Genomic DNA, 26,143 nt, shown 5'->3' on the forward strand with positions numbered 1-26,143 from the left:
CGCAGGAGGACAACGACCCCGGAAACCCATACACTTATCCACAACCGGTCCTGCTATAGACCGGTCTCCACCCCGGCTCAAAATCCAATCGGCCCGGTGGCTCAAAATTCCGTCGGCGCGGACATGACATGGAAAGTCATATCAGTTTTTGGCCTGCCCCAACGGCGCGAATCGATGATGAATCGACGGCGGCTCGTGAGAAGTCGATCTGGTCCGCTGCGCGCAGCTTTGCGAGCAGTAGCTCGTGCAAGCGATCCCAGACACCGGCTGCTTGCCAATCGCGCAGCCGGCGCCAACATGTCACGCCCGAGCCGCATCCCATCTCGGCCGGCAGGTCGCGCCAGCGTAGTCCGGTCTTGAGAACGAACAGGATGCCGGTCAGCGCGGCGCGATTCGAAACAGGCAGGCGGCCCGGGTTCTTCTCGCGCCGCGGCTTGGGTGGCGGCAGTAACGGCTCGATCAGTGTCCACAATTCATCGTCGATGATCGGCTTGGCCATCTCCTCAGTCTCGGTTGTTCCGATGCCTGAGGTTAACAGCTCACCGCGAAAGTTAACAGCCCCACGGGGCCTTTTTGAAACCGTCTCTTAGCAATGACCAAGCGCCCCGGGGCACCGAACGTTGCGCTGCCATTGCACCATGGCAATGCCGCGACCAACTCCTTTCCGTGTCGCCATGCTGATTTGCCTCGTCGCCTAGTGCCGCTCCCGCCGGACCATCCGACGAGTAGCAAACTACGTGAGGCAACGGGTCAGCGCGAGTTGCAGTTCTGATGAGTCAATGCGTTGAACGGACTGATTGTCCGCTAAGCCCGTTGCCACGAATCCATGACATACAAGTGCCCACGGAGCGTGGAGGTCAGGACAACTTGTCCGCACTGTCGGGAGCCGCAGCCTTCTTCATCTTTCGCAGTAGAGCGGCTACCTTTTCGCTATGCAAACGGCCCCCGGCCACGGGTTCATGTATGCGCCGGTTTGCCTTTGTAGCCCGTCTTAAATGGAAAACTCAATATGTCCAATAGGTTCAGAAAATACGTCATTACAGGTTCAGCATCCGGCATTGGCCTTGCAACCAGGCAGTTACTCGAGACGCAAGGCCATCATGTGATTGGCGCGGATATTCGCAATGCCGAAGTCATCGCAGACCTGGGTACACCTGAAGGACGCGCCGATCTGGTCGAGCAGGTGGAGAGAAAAAGCGGCGGTTCGATCGACGCCGTTCTCGCCGTGGCAGGTGTCGATATTGCAGGCCCCGACACCGTAGCGATCAACTATTATGGCGCCGTGGCGACGCTGCAGGGGCTCCGGCCGCTGCTGCTGAAGTCGTCGGCTCCTCGCGCCGTGGCCGTCTCCTCCATTACCTCGGTCCACCCTCATGATGAGCAGCTCCTGAACATGCTGCTGAACGGCACAGAGGAACAGGCATTGGAACGGGCACGAGACGCGAGCTACGTCTACGCTACAACCAAGAGAGCGCTTTCACGATGGATCCGGCGCAGCGCGATCAGTGCGGATTGGGCCGTCTCGGGGATCCCACTGAATGCGCTTGCGCCAGGACTCGTCAAGACTGAATTGCTGGCGCGACTTTTCGAGGACCCCGACAAAAAGCGCGCCGTCAGCGCCGGCACCCCCATGCCACTCGGGGGCCCATACGAACCGGCGGCCGCCGCCGAGTTCCTCGCCTGGCTCGCCAGCGAAAAGAACGGCCATATGACTGGCCAGACAATTTTCATTGACGGTGGCGCTGATGCGGTGATCCGCGGTGACTCGGTCTGGTAAATCGCTGAGCGTGTATGCCGCGCGCCAGAGAGCAAGCGTGTCGGGCGATCGCCGCGGCACGCATTGCTCGTCTGCTATTGACGCCCCCTCTCGAGCGGCACGTGCTCGCTGATGAAATCGATGAACGCACGCAGCTTCGGCGTGATATGTCTGCCGGACGGCCACAATAGCTGGAAGGTGTTGCGGTCAGTCGTGTATTCGTCCAGAACTGTCACCAGCCTGCCGTCATTGAGGGCGTCACGCACCGTGAAGTCCGACATGTAGGCAATGCCGAGACCTTCCAGCGCGAAGCACAGGCGCGCCTCGTTGGTATTGCATGTCACCGTTGTGGCGAGTTGCGCTTCGACTTCGTCGGCATCGTGCCGCAGCTGCCAGACCTGCAGTTTGCCCGTGTTCGGCATCCGGAATTGAATACAGGCATGCTCGGCGAGTTCCCTCGGATGCACCGGCTTCCCGCAGCGCTCGAAATAGGCCGGCGCGCCAACGAGCAGCATCCGGAAAGAGCCCAGTCGCCGTGAGGTCAAACGGGAATCCTCAACGTCGCCGCTACGAACAACAGCATCATATCCCTCCTCGATCACATCGACCTTCCGATTGTCAAAGTCGAGATCCAGTTCGATCTCGGGATAACGCCGCTGAAACTCGACAAGTACCGGCAGAAAGGGTTCGCCGATCATCGGTAACCCGACGCGCAATCGCCCTTTGGGGATTGCAGAGGCTTCCGACAACTCGGCTTGCGCCGCGTCGAACTCCGCCAGAATGCGGCGTGCGCGTTCGACAAACATCTCGCCCTCGGCCGTCAGCGTTACGCTGCGTGTGCTTCGATGAAACAACCTGACGCCCAGACTTTCCTCGAGACGCGTCACGCTTTTACCCACGCCTGAAGCGGAAATACCCAGATTGCGACCGGCAGCTACAAAGCTGCGGGTCTCGGCAGCCTGAACAAAAACATTAAGCGCAACGCTATCCATAGTCTCGCAGCATCCATTGCGCGGACACATTGTCCGCTCTATCAGGAACTCTACCCTACTTAATTCAGGCGTGGGAAGCAGTTACTTTTGCAACGTGGAGATGACGCGACTCTTTGCCTCGCAGGAGACAGCGCCCCCTTTTCCCGTTGTACTGAATATGCATTGGTAAAACCAATGCCCAAACAGGAACTCATGATGACAACCGGATCAGATTTTTTCGATCTCGCGCGCAAGCTCGAAGACACACGTTGGCAGCTATTGCTGAATGCCGATGTTGACGCGTTAACCGACCTTTTATCCGACGATCTGCAATTCGTGCATTCGAGCGGCCTGAAGGACGACAAGACGGCTTATCTCGACGCCGTCAGGGCCGGTGCGGTGATCTACAGAAGCGCGAATATCCGCATCGAGACAGTCGTGCCGCTTGGCGATGAATCGTTTGTCGCGAGCGGCGCTCTGAAAATGGAAGCCACCGTGCGGGGAACCGAACGGAGTCTCCGTTCGCTCTTCATGGTGGTGTGGCGCCGCGAGCAGGAAACATGGCGACTTGTTGCGCACCAGACCACTCTGCTGCCGGCTCCGACAGCTAACCAAGTTACCTAACCAAGTTTTCTAAAGGAACAGATCGTGAGCATTTTTGTTACTGGCGCGAGTGGTTTCGTCGGCGGCACTGTCGCCCGCCGCCTGCTCGCCGCAGGTCATAGCGTTCGTGGATTGATCCGCGACGCAAGCAAAGCCGAAGCATTGAAAGCACTGGGTATTGAGCCCGTGATCGGCAGCCTCGAAGACAGCAGTCTGCTGACGCGTGAGGCCCAGCAATCGGACGGCGTAATTCACGCGGCGGACAGCGACCATCAGTCGGCGATCGAAGCGCTTATCGAGGGACTACGCAGCTCCGGCAAACCCTTGCTGCACACGAGCGGCTCGAGTGTGATCGGCGATGATGCACTGGGCAATAGCGTTTCGGAAGCGATCTACGACGAAGACACGCCGATGATCGTAGAGCCCGTCAAGCAACCCCGTCGTGACATTGAGCTGCAAGTACTCGCCGCCTCCGCTGAGGGCGTGCGCGCCGTAGTGATCTGTCCGAGCAACATCTACGGCAGTGGCACAGGCCTCAATCCGCGCAGCGTGCAGATCCCGTTTCTGGTCGACGACGCTCGCAAGGGCGGTGTGGTGCACATGGTTGGACGGGGCGTCAATCGCTGGTCGAACGTCCATATTGAAGATGTGGCCGAACTCTATCTGCTGGCGTTCGAGAAAGCACCGGCTGGCGCGTTCTATTTCATCGAGAACGGCGAAGCGTCGTTCGGTGAAATTGGCAATGCTATCGCGCGGCGTCTGAAGCTTGGACCGGTTGAATCCCTGACGGTGGAGCAAGCTACCGAGCGTTGGGGCAAGGTCCATGCGCACTACACCTTCGGCTCCAATAGCCGTGTGCGCGCGAAGCGTGCCCGCAAGGAACTCGGCTGGACGCCGCGCCATACGTCGGCATTGGCCTGGATTGAAGAGGACATGCCGCTATGAGTAAAGTCTGGTTCATCACCGGCAGCGCTGGCGGTATCGGCGCCGGCATTGCTTGGGCAGCGCTAACCGCGGGCGACGTAGTGGTTGCCACTGATCTCGACCTCGAGCGGCTGCAGCAGGTCTACGCGGCGAACGCTACACACGTTCTGGCAGCGCAACTGGACATTCGCAACGCGGCCCAGGCCGAGGCCGCCGTGGAAGCCGCCGTTACCCGTTTTGGCCGCATCGATGTACTAGTCAACAACGCGGGCTATGGTCAGTTCGGACCATTCGAGGAAATCGAACCCGAGGCAATCGAACGTCAGTTCGCCACCAACGTGTTCGGCACTTTCAACGTCACCCGGGCGGTATTGCCGCTGATGCGCCGGCAACGCGCAGGGCACGTCATCAATATGTCGTCCAATGGCGGCTTCAAAGGCGTCCGGGGTGCCTCGATGTATTCGGCCACCAAATTCGCCATCGAAGGATTCTCCGAGGCTCTCGCACAGGAAATCGCGGACTTCGGCCTCAAGCTCACCATCGTCGAACCAGGTGCCTTCCGCACCGATTTTCTTGATGACCGTTCCCTAAAGCGCGGCACGCGCGCGCTGAATGACTACGACGATTTCCGCGCGAAGGCCAATGCAGTGTTCGAGGCCCGCAATCACAACCAGGTCGGCGACCCCGACAAGCTTGGCCTTGCGCTCGTCCAGATCGCTAACGAAGCGGAGCCGCCGCTGCGCTTCGTCGCCGGCGCCGACGCGCTCAAGGTCGTGGACGACAAGCTGGACTACGTTGCCCGTGAAGTGGAACGCTGGCGCGAATTGTCCCACTCCACCAACTTTTAAATCATCCATCACAGGAAACACTTCATGAATGCCCAAACTCTCGACTCACGGCTCGATGCGGTGGAAAGCCGCTTCGCACTTGAACGGCTGATCGCTGAATACGCACAAGCCTTCGATAGTCATGACGAAGCCCTGTTGCGCAGCATATGGCATGAAGGCGCCAAGCTGTCACTCGGCGACGCATTCGGCAACTTTGAAGGCGTCGAAGCGATTCTCGAATCGGCTCGGCAGAACTGGCAGAAAATGCCCCACATGCATCACTGGATGGCCAACCCGTTGATCGATATCGACGGCGACAGCGCTACCGGCCGGGCCGCCGTCGACTGCCTGTGCACCCATGTCGAAATGGGTCCGGTGCAAATCAGCGGCCTCTATCACGACCGCTTTGAACGTCGCGACGGCCGCTGGGCCTTCGTCGACCGCCGTTTCGACCTTCATTTCCTCACACCGCTCGCCAACTGGACACCGGTCATGGGTAGCGAGAGCGTCAAACCGTAAGCGAATAGGTCACTAGCCCGCCTTCGGCGTTTTGTCGATCATCACCGATAGATGATCCAGATCCTCACGCAGCAGCGCCAACGCTTCGCTGACGGCGCTGCTGCCTTTCAATTGCCGTTTGGCCGGCCGTACCACCGATTGCACGGCGAGCTCCGCGATCGTGTCGGCGATCTCGACTGCGCTGCTCGCGCCGTCCGGCTTGTACCAGAACGCGGGCCAGCTGCACATGCCGATGAGCGTGAACGCCGTGACTTTGGCGTCGACGACCCGGAACACCCCGGCGCTCACCCCTGCTTCGATTGCCGCGGTAAAGTTGTTCAGCACCGCACGCTTGGCATCTTCGTTCGCGCGATACGCGCGTTCCGGCAACTGCTGCTCGGTGCGTTGGATCACGCGAAATTCGTTGTAGTGGCTGAGAATCAGCGTCGTATGCTGATGAACCAGTAGACGCAGGCGCTCTTTCGGATCTGCATCCAGTTCGGCGACCGCCTGGCTCGACAGCCGCCTCGCTCTTAACGTGACCTCCTCTACCAGCGCCGTGAGTATCTCGTCCTTGTTCTTGAAATAGTAATAGACGGCCGTACGCGTCACGCCGAGCGCCTCCGCGATTTCCTGCATCGACGCACCGCCGAAACCCTTCTCGATGAAGAGCGCGGCCGCGGCGTTCAGGATCTGTTCCTTTTGTCCCTCAGCATTCACCTTTGCCACGAAATCACTCCTGATAACGGTCGACGGCCAGATTGCCGCCCTACCGCAGTGTTGTGTTTGCGTGATTGTAACGCTCAGACCATCCCGCTCAACCCGTCGCGGCCCGGTCTGATTAGCGCGCCGTCGTCATGCCTCGCTGCTCGAGCATTCAGTATGATGAGCAGAAAGCGCCTCTGTCACAAACTCGCGCAGGAAAGCAATCCACGTCCTGATCTTTGCGTCCAGGTACTCTCGCGACAAATACGTGGCGTACACGGCTGTACCCTGCAACTCATACTCCGGCAGCACACGCACCAGCGCGCCACTCTGCAGCGCCGATAACGCAGAAAGCATCGGCAACGGCCCGATTCCAAATCCCTCGACCAGTGCAAGCGCTAATGCATCGGCCGAGTTCACACGCAACTTACCCGGGCGCAGTTCGATTTCGGCCACGCCGTCCCTTCCTTCAAACCTCCAGCGATCGACGGGAAAGTGCGGGGTCACCAACTGCAGGCACGTATGCTGATGCAAATCCGACACCGACCGTGGTGCGCCGTGCCGTTGAATGTATTTCGGGGACGCGCACAGCACAGTTGGCATCGTGCAGATTCTGGCGGACACGAGTGCGGAGTCTGGCAAATTCACCGTGGCGACCTGGAACGCAACGTCGAACCCCTCGTCGAGCAGGTCGGGAAATCGCTGCGACAGCGTCACGTCAGCACGGACCAACGGATATCTCTCCAGATAGCGAGTCAATGCCGGCACGACATAGATCTGCCCGAAGCTCAACGGAGCATGAATACGAAGCACGCCAGCCGGTGATGTTCGCGCTTCTCCGGCCTCGGCTTCGGATGCATCGATCAGCGCGAGGATCGCCTTGCAGCGCTGTAAATACCGGTTTCCCGCATCGGTCAACCCGATACGCCGGGTCGTCCGATTGAACAGCCGAGTGCGCAAATGGGCTTCCAGATCCGAGATAAAGCGGGAAGCCTGCCCCGTGGTCATGTCCGACTGCTCCGCGCCCGCGGTGAAGCTGCCTGCCTCAGCCACGCGCACGAAGACTCTCATGTTTCGCAATAGGTTCATCGTGCGCTACCCGGCTGCTCCCCCATCACTAGAATTTATGCCGCAATGCAACGCGAACACCGACCTGCTGGCTGGTGGTGGACGGGCTAAAGCCGCTGATGGAGGCGACCGCCGCCTGATTGAGCGAGTCACGGCCGCTTGCGCGCTGCAGGACCGTCAACGCGTAAAGGTCCGTTCTCTTGGAGAGGTTGTAATCGGCGCCGAAGTCGAGTTGAAGATACCGGGCGCCACCATCGCCCTTGACCGAATTTCGCCGCATATAGTCAAATGCGGTGCCGATCAATAATGCGGGGGTGAGCCGGGACCTCACGCTCAATTCAAGGTTTGTAAACTGGGCAGTTCCAGAATAGCCGAACGGGTTGGGGCCCGAGGCAGAGCCAAGCGACTCGAAACGCGTATTGGTCGCAACGAATCCGAGCGTAGTGGTACTGATCGTATACGCCGCGCCCACACCAAAAATCTCGGTCGTTTTAGCCGACGCATAGCCGGCATACGCAGGATTCGATTGGGCTGACGTCGCCGATCCCAGCGCCCCGATATTGTCCGCTGTCACGCCGCCCTTGTTCGGCGTATTTCCGTAGAAGGAGATGTTCGGATCGCGAGCATTCAGATAACCGGCCCCGAGCGACAAGGCACCGCCGGTATAGCCCGCGCCGATTGACCAAATCTGGTTTTGTGTAATGCTCCCCGCCGTGCCACCGAAGCTATAGGCAGCACCCGCGCTAAACCCGTGGTACGCAGCACTCGTGAACTTGACCGCATTGTTGATGCGATTCGAATTAGCCAGATTGTCGACGTCGTCGGGATGCGTGCCCATGAATCCCGCCCACTGCCCCACGACAGCCAGCGGCTGCAAGAAGTCGACCAACGTGTCATATTGCCTGCCGAGTGTCACTGTTCCAGGTCCGCCGGTAATCCCCACGTAGGCCTGGCGGCCGAACTCCGTTCCGCCCTGAGCAAGTACGCCGTTATTCGCGTTGAAACCGTTTTCGATGACGAATAGTGATTTCAGTCCTCCGCCGAGGTCCTCCGTTCCGCGCAGCCCCCAGCGACTCCCGCTTACGCCCGTCGCTGTTCCATCGGTCAGAGCAAACTGATGCGCACCTGACAGCGCACCGCCTGCTTTGCCGGTTTGTGCGTTGTTCACGTACGTGACGCCAAGATCCACGATGCCGTAGAGGGTGATTGTGCTCTGCGCATGTGCTGCGCAAACGAATCCACCGAGTAAACATCCAATATAAGCCTTTTTCACGAATCGTCTCCAATATTATTTAGTAATACTATTTATTATCGAGCCGTCTATAAACGGATCATTTCGTGTCGTGGCAATCAGAAAATCTCACGTTACCAGGAACTGCTGACCGCTATGCCCGCTCACGCCGCCGGTTTGCCGCAATAAATGCATCGAGGCTCAGAGAACCGGCACCCCATACGATCACCTGTATAAATCCACCCGTAATCGCAATGTTCTTCATGAAACTAATCAGTTGCCTGGGATCAGCAAAGTTGTCGTGAAAGGTCAACCCCGTCGCCAATGTAAATATCGCCATGACGGCAGCGACGATACGGGTGCGATAGCCGAGAACGAGCGCCGTTCCAAACCCGAGTTCAATCACAACCGCGATGACGTAAGCGGCCTCGGGCCATGGCAGCGCCTTCGAGGCAATATAGGCCTGGGTGCCAACGGGGTCGGCCAGCTTGCCGACACCGCTCATCAGGAAGAGCGAACTCATGAGAATGCGGCCGAGGGTTGCGGCCGAAGAAGTGCTTGTATTCAACAGTACCTCACATTTTGGTTAAACATCGGATAACAACGCTAACGAACCTCTCATGTCCAGCAAACCGCTCTTCGTCGGTTATGCCTTTTTGTCCAGTTGACCGGACGTGCTGTGCCGAACCGGCACTGTCTCCCCGGAAGCCGGGATCTCTTTCACGCGCCGTTCATGCAGGCGGCCAAGACTGCCGACAGCCACCGCCGCCAGCACGGTCGGCACGGCCGACACAAGCAACGTTTGGTCGACGCTCCATGTGAGCGCCATCAACTGCCCGCCGGCGAGTGGCCCAAGCACCGCGCCGAGTCGGCCGAAACCGAGCGCCCAACCCGCACCGGTAGCCCGCGCTCTTGTCGGATAGATCGTGACCGCCAGTGCATTCAGGCCGGATTGACCACCGAGAATGCTGAATCCGGCGAATGCGATGCATAGACCGGCGGCCAGCGGCATGTTATGGAAGTAGCTGATGCCGACTATTGCTATGCCACCGAGGGCGAAATTGGCAAACAGCACCGCCGCAAAGCCGCGCCGATCGATCAGCATGCCCAACGCGAAATTACCCACCAGCCCGCCAAGCCAAAGTGCCGTCCCCGCCAACACCGCTTTGCTCGACGAATAGCCTGCGCCACTCATCAGCACGGGGATCCATGCGGCGAGGAAGTACGCGCAAAGCATGTTGGCGAAGTTCGCAGCCCAGAGCAGAGGCGTAACGATCCGACGCCCCTCCCCCAGCAGCATGGCGAGCGTGTTGCCACTATGTATGCCGTTCGCGGGCGGCAACGTGGGCATGGCTGCTCCGGGCGCCACCCGGTGAAGCAGGTGCAAGGTTCGCGGCGTTTGCGGGTGGCGCAGAAGGAAAAATTGAAGCGATTCGGGAAGCGCCGCGACCATTGAAAGGGACAATAACCCTGTGAGCAATGCGCCCGCGTAAAAGACACCGCCCCAGCCGAACGGTGCAATTACCAGCGCCGCAACCCCTCCACCGACCACACCACCGACGATATAGCCTGACGATACCGCCATCATCAGGCTCACGCGGATGCGTGCCGGGCTGTATTCGCCTGCGAGGGCCATTGCATTTGGAACGATCGCACCCATTCCAATCCCCGCAGCAAAACGAATGCCGATCAGGGCGCTAATCGAGTTGGCGAAAGGGGTAAGCACCATGCAAAGCGCGATCCAGGCGGTGGCCGCGATCAGCATCGGACGGCGGCCGATCCTGTCAGCAAATCCCGCGAGCACCAGCGAGCCCGCGAACATGCCCAGCAACCCGGCCGCGAACACCGGCCCCAATACGGAGCGGCTAGTGCCCCAGGTTTTTACCAGCGCCGGAGCGGCATAGGCCATGGCCTGAACATCAAAGCCATCGATCACCATGCACAATGCGCATATGCCGAGTACGCGCCACTGCATCGCGCTAACAGGCCTGCCGTCGAATAACGAAAAAGCGGTCTCTTCCCCAGGCGATGCCATAACTGTCTCCTAACCTGATTTCTATATTCGGTGCGAATTCGCGTTATCGGCCCGAACGGATCCGTCGTCCCCACGATAGCCGGAGTCGCCATTCAATTTACTTTCACATCATTTATTTGACGACACCGACAAATCGCGAATAAAAAAAGACCTGCCGCGGCCGGCGCGTCAGTTCACCGGCTCACCGTGGAGCAGTTCATATTGCCGAACGAATCCCGGATCTCGCTGGCGCAAATCATCATGCGTCACGCGTCCGGTACGGCGCATGTAGTCGTAAGTGAAACCGATCGGATCGAGATGCAGCTTGTCGCCGACGTTTTCATACCAATCAAGACTCTTTGCCGCGGCCAGCTGGAAGCGATCCGAAGCGGAGCGGCGCAACGCTTCGAAATAGTCGAACACAGACTTTAGATCAGACTTGTGTGCACACAGGCCTTCGTATAGCGCGATCGAATCTTCCATCGCCATCCGTGTCCCGGAGCCGAGCGAGAAATGCACCGAGCGCAGCGCATCCCCGATCAGAATCATGTTCTCGTGATGCCAGTTCTCGTTTTTAACAGCCATGGCTTCAAACCAGGTGGACTTGTTCGACAACAGACCGTGTCCGTGCAGGTCGTCGGCGAAAACCTGCTCACAGAAGGCGCGGCTGTCCGCATCGCCCATTTCGCTCAATCCGGCGCGTGTCCACGTCTGCGGATCCGTTTCGATCAGAAACGTACTCATCCCTTCGGCATACGCATAACTATGGGCGATGAAAACACCGAACCTGGTTTCGCGAAAAATCAGCGAGACAGCATGAAACGGCTTGCTGGTTCCGTACCAGGCAAATTTGTTGCGACGCTGCACGAACGACGGTTTGAAGGCATCCGCATATTGCGCGCGAGTCCGACTGTTCACGCCATCCGCCACCACAACGAGATCTGCCTGACGCAATGCGCCCAGGTCGTCTATGCGAGTGTTGAACTGTAGATCGACGCCCGCCGACCTGCATTCAGTATGCAGAAACTGCAGCAAGGCAATCCGGGCAACCCGCGAGAAGCAGTTGCCATGGATCGGTACGTGCACGCCGCGGTGAACAATTTCCATGTGTTCAGAACGTACGTGGCCGGCGGTAAATCGACGGAAGAACGCGGGGTCCGATTTCTCGAGAAACGACAGCGCGACGTCCGAAAACACCACACCCCAACCGTAAGTAGCGCTAGCGTCATTCTGTTCATAGACCCGGACTGTCCACTCCGGAAAGCGTCGTTTGACCAGATATGAGAGAAACAGCCCGCCGGGCCCTCCTCCTACAATATTGATGTCCATCTTCAGTCTCATGCGCCTTGCTCGAGCGCCGTGCGCTGCGCGGCGACTTCCATCAAACGTCTACGAAATTCGGCTGGTATGGCGATCGAGCGGCGCTCGGGACGGGCTATGCAGATAGGGCTCAACGTCGCCGAGAAAATGTTCTCTCCGGTTTCGTTGGTTCCTGCTATCGCAAGATCGAAAGACCGTTCGCGCACATCCATGACGGTCACGCTTACATCGAACAATTCATCCGGTCTCAGGCTCTTGTTGAATACAAACCTCAGCGCCTTGACCGGTGTCCCGAACGATTGGGCGTCCTTGCCGGCCTCAACCGGGGCGCCAAGCAGGAAAGCATAGAACCGGTTTGCCGCAGAAATCACGTATTCACAAAAATTGACCGTGTAGACCACTCCGGCCGGATCGCACTCGGCCCATTTCACGCGCCGACGCACCACAAAGGGTTGAGCGCTGATCAACCACTCTGACGGGCCGGTGTCGAAACCCTCGAAGGCAGTCATCTCAGGCCTCGACCGGCGCCACAGGCACTGCAAATTTTTCCGTCAACAACGCGCCGCCGCCCGGAATCTGCGCGTCGAGTCCCAGCCTGTCGAGCATCCGCCGCGTCGTGCATACCGCCGTCGACGTGACGGGAATCCCGAGTCGGGTCTGGATTGCCTCGATGGCCGGCAGCGATTGCATCTGCACACACGCTGACGCCACAACGACGTCGACATTCGCCACGTAAAGCTTTTCCACGTCCTGTATAAGCTGCAAGGGGTCGCGCCGACCCACATCCAGGTTATCGGGGATCTCGAATGACAGCGCATCGACAACCTCGATCCCTTCGCTCTGGATGTACTCCACCACCAGCCTGGTCAGCGGCTTCATGTAGGGCGCCATCAACGAAATGCGGCGCGCGCCCATAATCTTCAGCCCTTCAATAAGCGCACCGGCCGAAGTCATCACCGCCGCATCGCACTGGTTGGCTTTGGCCACCTCCGCCAGCTCGCGCTCCACGGTGCGATGATATCCTGGGCCCATCGCCATGATCGCGACGAGACAGGCGGTACTCATCACATCCATGCGGGCGTCGGCGAGTTCCGCCGCGCATCGCAAGCCCTCCTTATTCATGGCGACGAGTTCTTCCTTCGTCACTTTATGCATACGCATACGGCTCGAATGAAACGTGAATCGTTCCGGCGCGAGCGTCTCGCGGCGCCGCAGCAACGCGGGTACTTCCGTTTCCATTGTCGTGTTGGAACTCGGCACGATCTGGCCGATCCGGTAAGCGATCTTGCTCATGTCATTGATCCTCTCTGGAAGGTGAAATGTTCGCTGCAGTTTCGGCCTCGATAGTTTCCGCGATGATCCGGCGCATGGCCGGCTTGTCGACTTTGCCGACCCGCGTCACCGGAAATGCGTCCACGATTTCGATCCGCTCCGGACATTTGAACTTCGCGAGACCTTGGGATGAGAGAAACTCGATCATTTGCGGGATATTGGGCGCGGCATGCCCTTCACGAAGAATCAGAAACGCACAGCCTTTTTCTCCGTAAAACGGATCCGGCATGGCCACCAGTTTCGCGTCCAGAACAGCGGGATGACGGCTCAGAAACTCCTCGACCTCTTCCGCACCGATCTTCTCGCCACCGCGATTGATGTTGTCGCGCAGGCGGCCTTCGAACGAAAAGTAGGTCACGCCGTCGATGACATGCGCGCGCATCATGTCCCCGGTCCGGAAGAAACCGTTCGACGTGAAGGCCGTGGCATTGGCCTCCGGTGCGTTGTAGTAGCCCCTCAGGCTGGACGGGCCGCGAAAACACAGCTCACCCATTTCGCCAGGCGCGACAGGCAATTCGTTATCGGCATTGAGCAGAACGAGTTCGTCATGCTCACAGCCCGAGCGCCCGTGCGTGTGGTGACGGACGAATGCATCAGTTGCCGGGCCGGAGCCGATCAGCAATCCTTCAGTCGTACCGTACATATTCGAACTGGTCACACCGAGAAACGTTTCGAGCGCATCGGCCCGAGTCAGACAAAAGAACAGCTTGAGCGACGACAGGTCATAGTCAAGGACCTCCGCACACGCCATGATCTGCGGCGCGACCGGCCCGATCGAGACCGCATGCGTCACGCGATGTTGCTCGATCAGTTCCGCCATGCGCACGATATCGACCTTCGGCATCAGCACGGTGGTTTGCCCAAGGGATATCGTGGGTACCAGCGCGTACAGATGCGCTGCGTTGTGCAGCAAAGGCAGTGACCAGATCAATGTGGCATGTTCGCCCGCTTCCACGTGCCTCGACCACGCCTCGGCATGCGCGAGGTATTCCGCGTGAAAACGCGGAATGATCTTGGGCACCCCGGTCGTGCCGCCCGAGAGCTGGAAGCTCAGAACGTCTTCCGAGCCGATGTGTACACCGCGTAGAATGGTCCTCGCCTCATCCAGCGAAACCGACTCCAGTAACGCGGACATTGAGTGCGTCCCAGCAGGCGCATCACCGCGCGCAACGACCAGCTTCTTGAACGACGGATGCTCGGCACACATCTTCCGTGCAAAGCCCACCAAATCAAACTGTGCCGCGTCGGCCTGCACGAAATAGGCTTGTGGCAACGACAGGCTCGCCAGCTTGCCGATCTCGACCTCGCGATATTGCGGCAACGCACAAACCGGAACAATACCGCTCTTGTAACACGCGCATAAAGCTAGCGCGGTGTCGATCGTCGTACCCATCTGGAACACTGCGCGTGCGCCGGGTTCGAGTCCAAGTTTGAGCAAAGCGGCGGCAAGACGGTCGCTTTGCTCATCCAGCGCACGAAAGGTGATGCTGCGTTCGTCGCTGATCAGGGCCAACTTGTCGGAAAGGCGCTGCGCCGTCTCGGCGAGCGCCTGGCCGAACGTTCTGTCTTTCCATGCCCCGACCTGAAAATAGTGCCGGGCGATCGACGGCTCGCAATACGCGACGCCTTCGAGCGGATAATGGATACCTGCCATGTCTGTCTTCTCCAGTCGACCCGCTCTTATTGTTCGACGATACGAACGCGGTCTTTGTCAAACGTATCGATGCGCCCGCACAAGCCACCGGTGAACAATCCATACCAGACGGCTGGTTTCAAACCCAGTTCCTTGCGGTTGAACTCGAGTGCCGCGTTCGATTCAATCAGAAAGTAACCGGGCGACGGTTGCGAGACGCGATACTCCGCATTGCGCCGCGCCACATCAACCACGCTCGCGAACTCCGCCAACGCCGGTACGAAAATGCCCGGGCCTTCGCTCTTTATGCCGCATTGCCCACTCAACAGTCTGCCCTTTTCCTGCCATACCGTGTCGATCTGTCGGACCTGCCCCTCGTGACTGCTCGCAGCCTGCTCCGCCATGATCGCCGCCTCAAGGGTGAGCGCCGCATCCCGGGCATCCAGCGATTCCAGTTCGCGCAGCTTGACCGTGATCTCGACGAAATATCCGTTGGGGTCGCGAAAGTAAATCGATTCAATCACTTCGTGCTGGGTAGCTGATGAGACTTCAACGCCCTTCGCCTCCAGCATTTCCTTCCAGGCGAGCAATTGTTCAGCGCTGTCCGTCAGCCATGCGGTATGCGTTGCATCGAATACGTGGTCGTCCGGTGCGGGCGGCATCAGTGGGCGCTCTTGCGGCCGGGGTTCGCCCAGATAGTAGAAAAAGGCAATCGTGCTGCCGTTACCGCTATCGAAGAAAAAATGCAGGAAATCCGGGTGGCTCTCCGGACCCCAGCCTCGTGCGGAGATCGTGTGGACGAGCGGCAGACCCAACGTGTCACGATAGAACTCGATGGTTTCGCGCAGCTTCCACGTCGGGCGCGCCGTGTGATCGACCCCCGACAGTCTGAGCGGTACTGATTGATTCATTCGTCAACTCCCGAGTTATAAGAAAGACCGTTGATGCAGCCATTCACCGACCGCACGCGCGGCGATTGCCCGGCCCGGTTCGTCCGCCACCTCCAGCGGTCTGCCGTGATGATCGCCACGCACGCGAACGTGGGTCTTGTCGGTCGAACCGATGGCGGTGAAAATGTCGGCAATGGCCAATGGAAAAGTTGTCTGATCGCCGGTGTATTCGACCAGCAACGAGGGTACGGTGACCGAAGGTGCGGTAGTTTCCAGCGCTGCGTTCGACGCGAGACCGGACCATGTCGAGAGCCATGACTCCGGCGAACACAAGCGTCCAAAGCCAACCGAACCATAGTTCGAAATCACCGGATTCGGCGACCACAACGAACCGGGTTTGCGGTCGGACGGATCGAGCGACGCGTCCAGACAGCGTAGGTCGGCATCCGTCCGCCACACGGTCATGATCGGCGTGTGGTTGGCGACGAGCTTCTGCCGACGGGTTGCCGCCTTGTCTTTCACGGCTTGCCGCGCATCCAGGCGCACGGCGATCAACTGCTGGGCAATCCGGTCGAGGCGCGCCACGCGGTCCCGTTGTGCTTCGCGGTAGCGGGAGACAAACTCAGCGCTATAGCGCGTTGCCCCTGGTTCGCGGGAATAACCGTTCTCGGGGTTAAACGGGTTCAACGCATCGTCGATCGATAGCGCGTCGCCTTCGTCAGTAACCGACGGATCGATGCACCCCATCAGCAAACGACCCTGCCCCGGATGCGGCGCCAGATAGATCATGCCGTCCACCATCGGCATTGTCGCGCTCGCCAGATGTGTAGCGCGACCACCAGGCGTCTTTGTGATCCGGTCTTGCGCGGGCAGTGCCGATTGCTGGATGTAGAAGCTATAGAGCCCCGAACCGCCGGAATTGCCGAGTAATACGATGCGCTCGAAACCCGCTTCGCGCAGGTAGCGCAAGCCGGCCGCGACGTCGTGCAAGGCAAGCTCGTGTTCGAGTCGAAGGTCGTTGCCGACCGAGCGAGCCGCTTGCGCCCAGACCGACGCGCCCGAGCGCAGCAGTCCGGGAATCAGGTAGTGGAATGTGAAGTTCTCGCGCGGATGCATCAGACAAACGACCGTTTTCGTCGACACGCCGCGATATAACACGCCGCACGTGGCCGCACCATCTTCGGTGCGCAGTGTCACGCTGGTCTGCTGTGTGGCAGGCGGCAAAGTGTCAGGAAACCAGTCAATCGTCAACGTATGAGGACGTTCGAGAACCACGCCAGCTGGTATGTTGTTCATATCAATGTCTCCGTATCCGTTGACGTCAGTATAGCTTTTTTGACGCACACGTCAAATTTTAGACAGATAAATTTGACTGTATTCTTCGAAATCCACCACACCGCTCCCGCGCTGTCGGGCCAAACGGCGCCCGCACCTGGTACTGCATCAAGCCCAGGCTAGAGAAACGACTGCCCACCGTCAACCGTGACCACTTGCCCGGTGATGTGTCGGCCGGTTTCGCCAAGAAGAAACGTAATTGCTGCCGCCTGATCAGTCGCCTCAGCCATGCGCCCCAATGGAATGCCAAGCCGCCATTGCGCGAGATTGCCGTTGATCGCTATCTCGTGCCGGACCGGATCGGTGCCCATCATCGACGTGGCGGTCTGAGCGGCACAGGGAACGGTTTGGCGAACCCAAGGCCGTATTTGCGCGCCGCCCGATGATCGGCGACAAGAAAAGCAGCCTGACGCTGCCCGGGTGCCTCGCCGATCATGGCGGCGCCGAAATCGTGATAGTTGGCACCTTCATTGGTAAATCGCCGGCCGTCAGCGCGCACTGCGATGATGCCGGGTTTGCCGCGATCCAGAATATGCGTGATGGCAGTTTCCCGGCCATTGCCGAGTGGAACACGCGACACCGGCATCCACGAACCGAGGTGCGGATACGTCATGTTGGTGGCGGCGCCAATCGACTCGGCGAGGCGCAGGCCGTCGCCGGTATTGGTGACCGGCGCCATCGTGATGTGGTCGGCCGAACTGGGCGCGTGCGGAAACACAGCCTCGCGGCGTGTGAGATCGCCGGGAAAACCTCCCGTCGCGAGAACGACGCCGCGAGTCGCCTTGACCCGCTTCACCTGCCCTTCGTGCGTGATCACGGCACCATAAACGTGGCCACCCTCGTCGAGCAGGTCTGTCACGGGCGTACTTAACCAGATCGGGATGTCGAGTTGGAGCGCCGACTTGTACAGGCGTGCGGCCAGTGCGGCACCGTTGAAGAGCTTCATGCTGCGCCCGTGAAGCAGCAGGTCCCGGCCATATTTGACAAGGCGTTTGGCCGTGTACCAGGCCGAATTCACCGAATACAGCGCATTCAGAAAGTGCCGCATGTCCGGCCCGGAGCCAAACGTGAGGCCGACAAAGGTCATGCCGCGAATCGGCGGGCTCAGCAATGCTGCGTGAGGGCCCAGTTCATTGGCGTCGTAAGGTTCAGCGCAGATCGGTCTGCCGCCGTGCGAAGCGCCAGGCGTCTCCGCGTGATAGTCGGGAAAAGCCGCTCCGAGCGTGAACCTGACCTCTGTCTCACGCTCGAAAAACTCAACCATGGCCGGCGCGTGCCCGAGGAAAGCATCGACACGCGGTCCATCGAAGTGCCTTCCGGCTTCGCGCTCGACGTAGTTGCGGGCCGCCTCCACCGTGTCTTCTATGCCGGCTCTGCGCGCCAGCGGATTGTTCGGCACCCATAGCCAGCCACCCGATAGCGCCGTGCTACCGCCGAATACAGGCTGTTTTTCGACCACTATGACGTTCAGCCCCTGCTTCTTTGCCGTGATGGCCGTCGCCAGACCACCCGCACCGGTGCCGACCACCAGCACGTCGCATGTCACGTCCTCGCTGTCGCTCATGTCTTCCTCCGTTTGTCTGAATGCGTTGTCGGCGCACGCGAAAGAATCGCAGCATCATCCTGACTCAATGATCGCGTGGACTAGTGCGTTGCACCGCTTGTTGTTTGACACATTAGACGAACATTTGACATTGCAGTCAACCCAAAGTTAAATGAATATGCGCAGACTATCGCGGCTGAACACTGCGTGACGCAGACACGGTTTTCGTCTTCTTTAAAAAGACAGGAAGCATGTCCACTATAGAAACCACGGTGAAAGAGGTGCCCAGCGCCGCAGGCGAAGCGCTGCGTTCGATGGAAAGCGCATGGAATGCGGCAGCGCTGCATTGGGACGTCGACGGCCTGACCGCACTGTATAGCGACGACGCCACGATGTTCGCGGGCCGACCCGGCATGGCGATGGGCACGCAAGGTGTGCATGGATACTTCGCGTCGTACATCGGCATGCTGAGTTCGACGCAGCTTGAGCTCGTCGAACAGGCAATCACTGAGCTCGGTCCCGACGCGTTTCTCGCTCAGGGTTACGGCAACTTCCGCTTCACGCTCGCCAGTGGCAAACCGTCGGCAACCACCTTACGCACCACGTGGCTTCTTGTGCGGCGCAACGGGCGATGGATGATCGCGCATCATCATTTTTCCGCCACTCCTGAGATGCCGCCCGTACCGCAATGACGTTTGTTTGTACCCGTCACAGTTAGCGACAAGCGAGGTTCTGACATGCTCCGGCTCAACAACAAGGTGGCGATCATCACGGGCGCTGCAAGCGGTATCGGCCGTAGCGCCGCGCAATTGTTTGCCCGTGAAGGTTCAAGTGTCGTGGTGGCCGATATCGACGCCGCTGCGGCTGCGGCGGTCGTCAATCGTGTTCGGGCAGACGGTGGCACGGCGATCGCGATAACGACCGACGTCACGCAAAGCGATAGTGTCGCTGCCACGATCGAGGCAACCGTGGCCGAGTTTGGCAAACTCGACATCCTCTATAACAACGCGGGCGGCTCGACGCCGCGCGACAACACGGTAGTTGACGCCGATCTGGAAGAGTTCTGGCGCGTCGTCAAAGTCGACTTGTGGGGCACCTTCCTTGGTTGCCGCTTCGCGATACCGCATATGCGCAAGAATGGCGGCGGAGCGATCGTCAACATGGTATCGAATGTCGCGCTGATGGGCGTGCCCGGCGTGGACTGCTACACGTCGGCCAAGGGCGGCGTCGCCGCGTTGACCCGTTCCCTTGCCGTGACCTACGCGGCCGACCGGATTCGTGTCAATGCAATCGCACCCTCCACCACGCTTTCGCCACGGGTTATCGAACGCCTGCAGGTAAGTCAGGGCATGCGCGAGCTTAACGCGAAGAATCTGCTCGGTGCGGCGAAACCCATCGATATCGCCTACGCAGCGCTGTTTCTGGCCTCGGACGAGGCGCGTGTCACCACCGGATCGATCTTCCTCGCGGAGAGCGGCACGACCGTCTCGTAACCAGCCGACGCAACGGCCGACAAAAGCCTACTTTAAAACTGACGACTGTTTTTGCGCGGTACCCGTTTCCGAAGAGCCGCTCGTCGATGTGCCATAGCTCATGCCCGCGGTGGAACCCTTAACAGCGTTTTCACGCGCGACAACCGTGGCTTCAGCAACCTGCAGATCTGCAGGGTAACGGGAGTCGTGATTGGCAGCAGGGTCATAGCCAGCCTGTTCGAGTTGACGCAATTCCGCGCGGGCCTGATCGCGGGTCAAGGCCGACGTTGTCTGGGCGAAGACTACAACCGGAACGAGCAGGACAGCGGCAAGGGCTACGGCAACAATTCGATTCGCGTTCGCTTTCACAACGCTATCTCCAGGATAGTCTGGCGTTTACGGGGTCCGCGATGTGCGGGAGTGACTGAGGTCAGTCTAACTGTCGTCCTGTCCCGCAAAAATCGTCATTTCGAACACACACACTTCCTGATTTGATAAAAAAGCCGGCGGAACGGCAAACGGTATACAGTGACGCCGTCTATCACACCGGACTCGCAAGGTGCACCCATGCTTGATCTCAACGACTTCCGCTATTTCGTTCGAATCGTGGAATGCGGAGGCCTCACCGCCGCCAGCCGCAATCTGAACGTGCCGAAGTCGACCGTAAGCCATCGCCTCCAGCAGCTCGAGGCAGCCCTCGGCGTGCGGCTGGTCAACCGGACCTCACGCAGACTCAACATGACCGATGCAGGCGACGTGTTCTACCGGCATGCGATCGCCATGCTGGAAAGGGCGGACTTCGCCGAAAGCGCCGTGCGCGAGCGCCTTGCCGAACCGAGCGGCACGATCCGCTTCACCACCGCGGTGGCAACCTCGCTATTCGCCATGCGGCAGATAGTCCCGGATTTCATTCAACGGTATCCGAAGATCAATGTGATCCAGCACATCAGCGACGAACAGGTCGACATAGCGGGCGGCAACTATGACCTCGCGCTGCGCTCACACACCGGTCCGCTGTCCGACTCGACGCTAGTACAGCGCACGCTGGCACCGGCGCCGTGGTTCCTGTTCGCCTCCCTCAGCTACGTCGAGCGCCACGGCATGCCACTCACTCCGGAAAGCCTCGCCGGACATGACACGCTGGTCATGTTGCGGCACAACAGTCCCATGAGCTGGAAGCTCAAGCACCCGGCGCACGGAGAAATAGTTGTGCCGCTCAAACCCCGGCTTGCCGGCAATGACATCGTTACCCTCAAGCAGGCCGCGCAGGACGGGCTCGGCATTGTTGCGTTGCCGGCCTATGTCTGCGCCGAAGACCTACGATCCGGCGCACTCCAGCGGGTCTTGCCCGACTGGCTGGCCGGCGAAGCCAGTATCACGGCGGTCATCCCGTTTCGCCATGGCATGCTGCCCTCCGTTCGCGCATTTCTCGACTTCCTGGCTGAGCGCATCCCACTGGTCATCGCGTAAAGTCGCATCGTCCATCTCATTGGACCTCAGGTCCAGGCAAGTCATCTTGTTGTCTCGCTGAAGCTGGCCCATTCTGAGCAAACAGCCGTTCGATATCGATTGATCGGCTCATGGAGCGCTTGAAGCGCCGCAAACGTGTTCAGGAGTACAACAATGAAGATGTCCAGACGTGAAGTCATCATTACAGGCGCTGCAGCGGCAGTTGCCGCAGTCGGTACGGTTACCGGTACCACATCGGCCCTGGGGGTGGAAAAGCAATCTGGAATCACCGGATCTGGGCGGCTGTCAAAATCGACGAAGTATTTCGATATCCTTATCGTTGGCGGAGGGTCGGCCGGCGCCGTCCTCGCCACACGCCTGAGCACAGACTCGCGGCGCCGCGTTCTGCTGCTGGAAGCGGGACCGAACTTCGCGCCGAACGACTACCCTCAGGTACTGAAAGACGCCAATATCGTCGCGGGGTCGCCAGCCTATGACTGGCACTACCACACCGACGACGACGCCAGTCTCGGCCACAACATACCGGTGCCCCGAGGCCGCGTGGTCGGCGGCAGTTCGGCAGTCAATGCCGCCGTCGCAATTCGCGCCCGGCAGGCCGATTTCGCGCGCTGGGCCAAACGCGGCATCGAAGGATGGTCATGGGAGGACGTGCTGGCCGCCTACAAGTCGATGGAAAACACGCCCTCCGGCGACGACGCCTGGCACGGACGTAACGGGCCGTTTCCGATCCGGCAACGTACGGCTGCGGAGAACACCCCGTCGATGCGAGCCTTCGTTGACGGCGCGCAAACGCTGGGGTTGAAGCAAGTATCTGACTTCAATGGTGCGGACCAGCACGGTGCCGGCCCCTACACGCTCAATGTCGTCGATGGCGTGCGTATCAATACGGGCATGGCCTATCTCACGGCTGCCGTGCGTGCACGCCCGAATCTGACGATCCAGGGCGGCGCCGAAGTGGATCGCGTGGTGTTCGAGGGCAAGCGTGCCGTGGGCGTCAGGCTGGTCGACGGCCACGTTCTGTCCGCGGGTGAAGTCATTCTCGCGTCGGGAGCTTTCGGCAGCCCGGCGATACTCATGCGCTCGGGCATTGGGCCTGCTGCGCATCTCTCCGAATTCGGCATTGCAACCGTCGCCGACCTTCCGGTGGGCACCCGCCTGCAGGACCATCCGTTTTTCTACAACGTTTACGCGCTCAAGCGCGAAGCAAACGCCATGCAGCCCGCTGCCGGCGCGCTGGTATGGACGCGCTCGCAGAGCGCGGGCCCCGGCGATCTCGACCTGCAGGTCTCGGGCACGCATCTGATCGATCCGAAGCTCAGCCCCACCGGTGGCGCGATCGTTCTGGCGTGTGCAGTGACCTTGCCGAAGTCGATTGGACAGCTGCGGCTCTCGAGCCGCGACCCACTCGCCGCGCCGGACATTCGCTACAACTTCTTCGATGACAAGAATGACCTCGACCGATTGGTCGAAGCCGTGCAACTGTCCCGCCAGATTGGCCGTTCCGCACCCTTCCTGGACGTAATCGACCATGAAATGGCACCGGGCAACGCCATCGACGGCAAAGCGCTCAGGGCAAACATCGTTTCGAACGTCGCTGCCTATCTGCACCCTACCTCGACCGTGCCGATGGGCACCGAAACCGATCCGACCGCCGTGGTCGACGCGTGGGGCAAGGTGCGCGGCGTCGAAGCGCTGCGGGTCGTCGATGCATCGATTATTCCCGACATCCCGTCGGCCCCGACGAACGTCACGATCATCATGGTGGCCGAACGCATCGCGGCAAAGCTTTCCGCTTGAATCAGCGCCGCGGGCGACAAGTTATGGTGCGGCATTTATCGGCAGCATAGACCCGTCCGAAAGGCGAACTTCTTAACAACCAAATTTTATAGACGGCTCCATATTACTTTTCAGTAGACAGAGATCAGTCTGGATAACTATTTATTGGAGAAGCAAGAATGCCCAGCACAGCATTGCTCACGCCCGCACACGTGTGGAATGAAAAAATCTACAGCAACGGCTGGAAACATCCGAGCCTCGGCACCGAGGATGTGGCCGAAAAAGCCACAGGCGCAAAGCTCGGCACGATCGGCATCGCGTCCGCCGAGGACATCGCGGCCGCCGCCGCATCGGCGCGTGAGGCACAAAAGGCTTGGGCCAAACTGGCGGGGCCGCAGCGTGGCGACGTGCTAAGGGAGGCTGCCAGACTCGTGCTGGCTCACGCCGACGAGCTAGCCGAACAGCTGGTCCGCGAAACCGGTTCGATTCGCGCCAAAGCGCAGTGGGAGGTGCACGTCACCGCCCGCGAGCTTCTGGAGGCGGCTGCGCTCGGCGGCCAGCCCAAAGGCATCCTGACCCAAACGATGGAAGCGGGTTTTCAGAGCATCGCCCGGCGTATTCCGCTCGGCGTGATCGGCATTATTACGCCGTGGAACTCGCCCTTCATCCTGGGCGTGCGGGCGATCGCCCCGGCACTGGCGATGGGCAACGCCGTCTTGCTGAAGCCCGACGTGCAATCGCCGATTATCGGCGGCGTTGCCTTTGCCCGGGTATTTGAAGAAGCGGGCTTACCCCAGGGATTGCTCCACGTTCTGCCGGGCGCTGCGCAGACCGGTGCCGCACTGGTCAAAGAACCGCTTATCAACATGGTCAGCTTTACGGGTTCCAGCCGCGTCGGCCGCGAGGTCGGCTCGGTCGCCAGCGGACAGCTTAAGCGCGTCTCACTGGAACTGGGCGGAAACAATCCCTTCATCGTGCTCGACGATGCCGATATCGAGGCGGCAGCAAGTGCCGGCGCGTGGGGTTCCTTTTTCCACCAAGGTCAGATCTGTCTCACCACCGGCCGTCATCTGGTACACGAGGACATTGCCGAAGCCTACGTTGGAGCCCTCGTGAAAAAGGCCAAGGCACTCGTCGTCGGCAATCCCCTCGACGCAAACGTCCAGGTCGGGCCGATCATCAACGAACGCCAGGCCGCCAATGCCGAGCGGATTGTCTCGCAGACGGTGGCCGAGGGAGCGAAGCTTCTGACGGGTGGCTCACGCAATGGACTGTTCTTCAAGCCGACCGTTATTACCGGGGTCACCGCTGACATGACGGCCTTCACCGAGGAAATCTTCGGACCAGTGGCAGCGATCACGACCTTCCGCACTGACGAGGAAGCGATTGCACTGGCCAATGCGACCGAATACGGCCTGTCGGCGGCAGTGGTTTCCCCCGACCTGGCCCGCGCCCAACATGTCGCCGATGCGCTGCATTCCGGAGTAATCCACATCAACGATCAGACCGTGGTGCATGGGATTTATGGCCCGATTGGCGGCCTCGGCATTTCCGGCAACGGCTTCGGCCATGGCGCGTCCAGCAATGCCGACCAGTTCAGCGAGTGGCAATGGATCACAGTGCGCTCGCAGCTCCCCAACTACCCGTTCTGATCCATGTCGGCGGAGAAGTCGCACCCGTGGCTTTTCCGCCACTGACCCAATCATTCTTCAAATGACCCTAGCCCACAAAACTGTCCCATTTGGAAGTGGAAAATTCCGGCATGACGTTGTCATCGAGACCAGGAGGTCATGCCGTGAAGAAGAGCAAGTTCACCGAAGAACAGATCACCTATGCGTTGAAGCAGGCCGAGCTGGGCACGCCGGTCGCGGAGGTCTGCCGCAAGATGGGGATCAGCGACGCGACGTTTTACAACTGGCGGACGAAGTACGGTGGGCTATCGCCCTCAGAGCTGCGCCGGCTGAAGCAGCTTGAGGAAGAGAACGCGAAGCTCAAGCGACTCGTGGCCGACCTGTCGCTGGACAAGGCCATGCTGCAGGACGTGCTGTCAAAAAAGCTCTGAAGCCTTCTCGGCGCCGTGAACTGGTCACGGACCTGATGCAGCGTTTTGGCGCAAGCCAGCGACAGACCTGTGCGTTGTTGCAGCTGTCCCGCACGGTCTGACCCTGCCTCGTTTTCACGTACAGCATCTTATGCAGCGATCAAACCAGCCTCGTAGTCGACGGGGGTAAGGAAGTCGATCGAGGTATGCAGACGTTGCCGATTGTAATAGCCCTCGATCCAATCGACGATATCCAAGCGGGCGTGGGCACGCGTTTCGTAGTGAGTCTGGTAGATTCTTTCGACCTTCAGCGTCTTGAAGAAGCTCTCCATCGGGGCGTTATCCCAGGCGTTGGCGCGGCGGCTCATTGACACGTTTATCTTGAACGCGGCGGTCAATTTCCGGTATGCGCGACTGGCGTATTGGGCTCCGCGATCGGAGTGCAGCAGCAATCCCGGTGGCGGTTTGCGTTGCCAGCACGCGCTGCGCAACGCCTGGCAGACCAGATCCGCGTTGATCCGCTCGGACATCGACCAGCCGACGATGCGCCGGCTCGCCAGATCGAGGATCGCCGCCAGATACAACCAGCCCTCGCTGGTCCTGACGAAGGTGATGTCGCTTACCCAGGCTTGATTGGGCCGCCAGCCGTCGAAACGCCGATCCAACAGATTCGGCGCCACCGGCAGGCGATGCGTCGAATCCGTCGTCACCCGATACGGGCGCTTGTAGACCGG

General features: G+C 59.8%; 26 protein-coding genes and 2 pseudogenes. 11 read left to right on the forward strand and 17 right to left on the reverse strand.

All coding sequences use genetic code 11. The annotated features are described in order from the left end of the window. Positions 1–145 precede the first annotated feature (145 nt). Positions 146–499 (reverse strand): annotated as a pseudogene (locus HWX25_RS30720) (IS5-like element IS402 family transposase); the annotation flags it as partial. Positions 500–1,009: 510 nt separating this feature from the next. Here HWX25_RS30720 and HWX25_RS30725 point away from each other — a divergent pair. After that, a complete protein-coding gene (locus HWX25_RS30725; RefSeq protein WP_175912294.1) occupies positions 1,010–1,777 on the forward strand; it encodes an SDR family oxidoreductase in 768 nt (255 codons plus the stop codon). Positions 1,778–1,851: 74 nt separating this feature from the next. Here HWX25_RS30725 and HWX25_RS30730 read toward each other — a convergent pair whose 3' ends face one another. Continuing rightward, a complete protein-coding gene (locus HWX25_RS30730) occupies positions 1,852–2,748 on the reverse strand; it encodes a LysR family transcriptional regulator (protein WP_175912296.1) in 897 nt (298 codons plus the stop codon). Positions 2,749–2,922: 174 nt separating this feature from the next. Between HWX25_RS30730 and HWX25_RS30735 the strand changes: the two genes are divergently transcribed. The 4 genes from HWX25_RS30735 to HWX25_RS30750 are packed head-to-tail and all read left to right on the forward strand — an operon-like array spanning position 2,923 to position 5,600. Beyond that, on the forward strand, positions 2,923–3,351 hold the full coding sequence (locus tag HWX25_RS30735) for a nuclear transport factor 2 family protein (RefSeq protein WP_175912298.1): 429 nt from the start codon (positions 2,923–2,925) through the stop codon (positions 3,349–3,351). A gap of 24 nt (positions 3,352–3,375) precedes the next feature. Next, a complete protein-coding gene (locus tag HWX25_RS30740; RefSeq protein ID WP_175912300.1) occupies positions 3,376–4,275 on the forward strand; it encodes an NAD-dependent epimerase/dehydratase family protein in 900 nt (299 codons plus the stop codon). Continuing rightward, a complete protein-coding gene (locus HWX25_RS30745; RefSeq protein ID WP_175912302.1) occupies positions 4,272–5,102 on the forward strand; it encodes an SDR family NAD(P)-dependent oxidoreductase in 831 nt (276 codons plus the stop codon). The genes HWX25_RS30740 and HWX25_RS30745 overlap by 4 nt, the downstream gene beginning before the upstream one ends. Before the next feature lie 24 nt (positions 5,103–5,126). After that, positions 5,127–5,600, forward strand: coding sequence for a nuclear transport factor 2 family protein (locus HWX25_RS30750; RefSeq protein ID WP_175912304.1), 474 nt, complete (start codon positions 5,127–5,129; stop codon positions 5,598–5,600). Positions 5,601–5,612: 12 nt separating this feature from the next. Here the strand turns inward: HWX25_RS30750 and HWX25_RS30755 are convergent, their stop codons facing one another. From HWX25_RS30755 to HWX25_RS30815, 13 genes are all read right to left on the reverse strand, one after another. After that, positions 5,613–6,308, reverse strand: a complete 696-nt coding sequence (locus HWX25_RS30755; RefSeq protein WP_244138817.1) for a TetR/AcrR family transcriptional regulator — start codon at positions 6,306–6,308, stop codon at positions 5,613–5,615. Positions 6,309–6,434: 126 nt separating this feature from the next. After that, positions 6,435–7,373, reverse strand: a complete 939-nt coding sequence (locus HWX25_RS30760; RefSeq protein WP_175912306.1) for a LysR family transcriptional regulator — start codon at positions 7,371–7,373, stop codon at positions 6,435–6,437. Positions 7,374–7,401: 28 nt separating this feature from the next. Beyond that, complete coding sequence (locus HWX25_RS30765) at positions 7,402–8,625, reverse strand: porin (protein ID WP_175912307.1); 1,224 nt, start codon at positions 8,623–8,625, stop codon at positions 7,402–7,404. 112 nt (positions 8,626–8,737) lie between these two features. After that, positions 8,738–9,151 (reverse strand): DoxX family protein, encoded by a 414-nt coding sequence (locus tag HWX25_RS30770; RefSeq protein WP_175912309.1) that lies wholly within the window; start codon positions 9,149–9,151, stop codon positions 8,738–8,740. Between the two features lie 78 nt (positions 9,152–9,229). Continuing rightward, positions 9,230–10,618, reverse strand: a complete 1,389-nt coding sequence (locus tag HWX25_RS30775; RefSeq protein ID WP_175912311.1) for an MFS transporter — start codon at positions 10,616–10,618, stop codon at positions 9,230–9,232. Between the two features lie 168 nt (positions 10,619–10,786). After that, on the reverse strand, positions 10,787–11,926 hold the full coding sequence (locus HWX25_RS30780) for an FAD-dependent monooxygenase (RefSeq protein WP_175912313.1): 1,140 nt from the start codon (positions 11,924–11,926) through the stop codon (positions 10,787–10,789). Between the two features lie 8 nt (positions 11,927–11,934). Next, entirely contained in the window at positions 11,935–12,426 is a 492-nt protein-coding gene (locus HWX25_RS30785) for an acyl-CoA thioesterase (protein WP_175912315.1), read from the reverse strand. 1 nt (position 12,427) lies between these two features. Next, positions 12,428–13,210 (reverse strand): Asp/Glu racemase, encoded by a 783-nt coding sequence (locus tag HWX25_RS30790; protein ID WP_279610151.1) that lies wholly within the window; start codon positions 13,208–13,210, stop codon positions 12,428–12,430. Position 13,211: 1 nt separating this feature from the next. Beyond that, positions 13,212–14,903, reverse strand: coding sequence for an AMP-binding protein (locus HWX25_RS30795; protein ID WP_175912317.1), 1,692 nt, complete (start codon positions 14,901–14,903; stop codon positions 13,212–13,214). Positions 14,904–14,929: 26 nt separating this feature from the next. Further along, positions 14,930–15,793: a VOC family protein gene (locus HWX25_RS30800; RefSeq protein ID WP_175912319.1), complete on the reverse strand. Its 864-nt coding sequence runs from the start codon at positions 15,791–15,793 to the stop codon at positions 14,930–14,932. 15 nt (positions 15,794–15,808) lie between these two features. Next, positions 15,809–17,068 carry an alpha/beta hydrolase gene (locus HWX25_RS30805; protein ID WP_175912321.1) on the reverse strand — a complete coding sequence of 420 codons (1,260 nt, stop codon included), beginning with the start codon at positions 17,066–17,068 and terminating at the stop codon, positions 15,809–15,811. 158 nt (positions 17,069–17,226) lie between these two features. Continuing rightward, a complete protein-coding gene (locus HWX25_RS33835) occupies positions 17,227–17,421 on the reverse strand; it encodes an SDR family oxidoreductase (protein WP_175912323.1) in 195 nt (64 codons plus the stop codon). Beyond that, entirely contained in the window at positions 17,418–18,671 is a 1,254-nt protein-coding gene (locus tag HWX25_RS30815; RefSeq protein WP_175912325.1) for an FAD-dependent oxidoreductase, read from the reverse strand. The genes HWX25_RS33835 and HWX25_RS30815 overlap by 4 nt, the downstream gene beginning before the upstream one ends. Positions 18,672–18,901: 230 nt before the next feature. Between HWX25_RS30815 and HWX25_RS30820 the strand changes: the two genes are divergently transcribed. Next, positions 18,902–19,342, forward strand: a complete 441-nt coding sequence (locus HWX25_RS30820) for an SgcJ/EcaC family oxidoreductase (protein WP_175912335.1) — start codon at positions 18,902–18,904, stop codon at positions 19,340–19,342. A gap of 45 nt (positions 19,343–19,387) precedes the next feature. After that, positions 19,388–20,143 (forward strand): SDR family oxidoreductase, encoded by a 756-nt coding sequence (locus HWX25_RS30825; protein WP_175912336.1) that lies wholly within the window; start codon positions 19,388–19,390, stop codon positions 20,141–20,143. Positions 20,144–20,170: 27 nt separating this feature from the next. Here HWX25_RS30825 and HWX25_RS30830 read toward each other — a convergent pair whose 3' ends face one another. Beyond that, the gene (locus HWX25_RS30830; RefSeq protein ID WP_175912338.1) at positions 20,171–20,491 is read right to left on the reverse strand and encodes a DUF4148 domain-containing protein; all 321 of its coding nucleotides are present in this window, start codon (positions 20,489–20,491) and stop codon (positions 20,171–20,173) included. A 198-nt stretch (positions 20,492–20,689) separates the two neighbouring features. On the opposite strand from HWX25_RS30830, the gene HWX25_RS30835 reads away from it, so the two are divergent. The 4 genes and pseudogenes from HWX25_RS30835 to HWX25_RS30850 all read left to right on the forward strand — a co-directional run. Further along, the gene (locus tag HWX25_RS30835) at positions 20,690–21,592 is read left to right on the forward strand and encodes a LysR substrate-binding domain-containing protein (protein ID WP_175912340.1); all 903 of its coding nucleotides are present in this window, start codon (positions 20,690–20,692) and stop codon (positions 21,590–21,592) included. A 153-nt stretch (positions 21,593–21,745) separates the two neighbouring features. After that, positions 21,746–23,389, forward strand: a complete 1,644-nt coding sequence (locus HWX25_RS30840) for a GMC family oxidoreductase N-terminal domain-containing protein (protein WP_175912342.1) — start codon at positions 21,746–21,748, stop codon at positions 23,387–23,389. Positions 23,390–23,547: 158 nt separating this feature from the next. Next, positions 23,548–25,020, forward strand: a complete 1,473-nt coding sequence (locus HWX25_RS30845) for an aldehyde dehydrogenase family protein (protein ID WP_175912344.1) — start codon at positions 23,548–23,550, stop codon at positions 25,018–25,020. 143 nt (positions 25,021–25,163) lie between these two features. After that, positions 25,164–25,525 (forward strand): annotated as a pseudogene (locus HWX25_RS30850) (transposase); the annotation flags it as partial. A gap of 33 nt (positions 25,526–25,558) precedes the next feature. Here the strand turns inward: HWX25_RS30850 and HWX25_RS30855 are convergent. Then, a partial coding sequence (locus tag HWX25_RS30855; protein WP_175912346.1) for an IS3 family transposase occupies positions 25,559–26,143 on the reverse strand: 585 nt, incomplete at its 5' end.

This window comes from Burkholderia sp. BCC1640 (genome assembly GCF_902833125.1).
GTDB classification, from domain to species: Bacteria; Pseudomonadota; Gammaproteobacteria; order Burkholderiales; family Burkholderiaceae; genus Burkholderia; species Burkholderia diffusa.

Coding starts and splice junctions, on each gene's coding strand:
- HWX25_RS30835 (WP_175912340.1), top strand. CDS start 20,690: ATGCTTGATCTCAACGACTTCCGCTATTTCGTTCGAATCGTGGAATGC.
- HWX25_RS30800 (WP_175912319.1), bottom strand. CDS start 15,793: ATGAATCAATCAGTACCGCTCAGACTGTCGGGGGTCGATCACACGGCG.
- HWX25_RS30785 (WP_175912315.1), bottom strand. CDS start 12,426: ATGACTGCCTTCGAGGGTTTCGACACCGGCCCGTCAGAGTGGTTGATC.
- HWX25_RS30795 (WP_175912317.1), bottom strand. CDS start 14,903: ATGGCAGGTATCCATTATCCGCTCGAAGGCGTCGCGTATTGCGAGCCG.
- HWX25_RS30760 (WP_175912306.1), bottom strand. CDS start 7,373: ATGAACCTATTGCGAAACATGAGAGTCTTCGTGCGCGTGGCTGAGGCA.
- HWX25_RS30840 (WP_175912342.1), top strand. CDS start 21,746: ATGAAGATGTCCAGACGTGAAGTCATCATTACAGGCGCTGCAGCGGCA.
- HWX25_RS30820 (WP_175912335.1), top strand. CDS start 18,902: ATGTCCACTATAGAAACCACGGTGAAAGAGGTGCCCAGCGCCGCAGGC.
- HWX25_RS30780 (WP_175912313.1), bottom strand. CDS start 11,926: ATGGACATCAATATTGTAGGAGGAGGGCCCGGCGGGCTGTTTCTCTCA.
- HWX25_RS30745 (WP_175912302.1), top strand. CDS start 4,272: ATGAGTAAAGTCTGGTTCATCACCGGCAGCGCTGGCGGTATCGGCGCC.
- HWX25_RS30725 (WP_175912294.1), top strand. CDS start 1,010: ATGTCCAATAGGTTCAGAAAATACGTCATTACAGGTTCAGCATCCGGC.
- HWX25_RS30790 (WP_279610151.1), bottom strand. CDS start 13,210: ATGAGCAAGATCGCTTACCGGATCGGCCAGATCGTGCCGAGTTCCAAC.
- HWX25_RS30750 (WP_175912304.1), top strand. CDS start 5,127: ATGAATGCCCAAACTCTCGACTCACGGCTCGATGCGGTGGAAAGCCGC.
- HWX25_RS30805 (WP_175912321.1), bottom strand. CDS start 17,068: ATGAACAACATACCAGCTGGCGTGGTTCTCGAACGTCCTCATACGTTG.
- HWX25_RS30825 (WP_175912336.1), top strand. CDS start 19,388: ATGCTCCGGCTCAACAACAAGGTGGCGATCATCACGGGCGCTGCAAGC.
- HWX25_RS30845 (WP_175912344.1), top strand. CDS start 23,548: ATGCCCAGCACAGCATTGCTCACGCCCGCACACGTGTGGAATGAAAAA.
- HWX25_RS33835 (WP_175912323.1), bottom strand. CDS start 17,421: ATGATGGGCACCGATCCGGTCCGGCACGAGATAGCGATCAACGGCAAT.
- HWX25_RS30815 (WP_175912325.1), bottom strand. CDS start 18,671: ATGAGCGACAGCGAGGACGTGACATGCGACGTGCTGGTGGTCGGCACC.
- HWX25_RS30775 (WP_175912311.1), bottom strand. CDS start 10,618: ATGGCATCGCCTGGGGAAGAGACCGCTTTTTCGTTATTCGACGGCAGG.
- HWX25_RS30730 (WP_175912296.1), bottom strand. CDS start 2,748: ATGGATAGCGTTGCGCTTAATGTTTTTGTTCAGGCTGCCGAGACCCGC.
- HWX25_RS30735 (WP_175912298.1), top strand. CDS start 2,923: ATGCCCAAACAGGAACTCATGATGACAACCGGATCAGATTTTTTCGAT.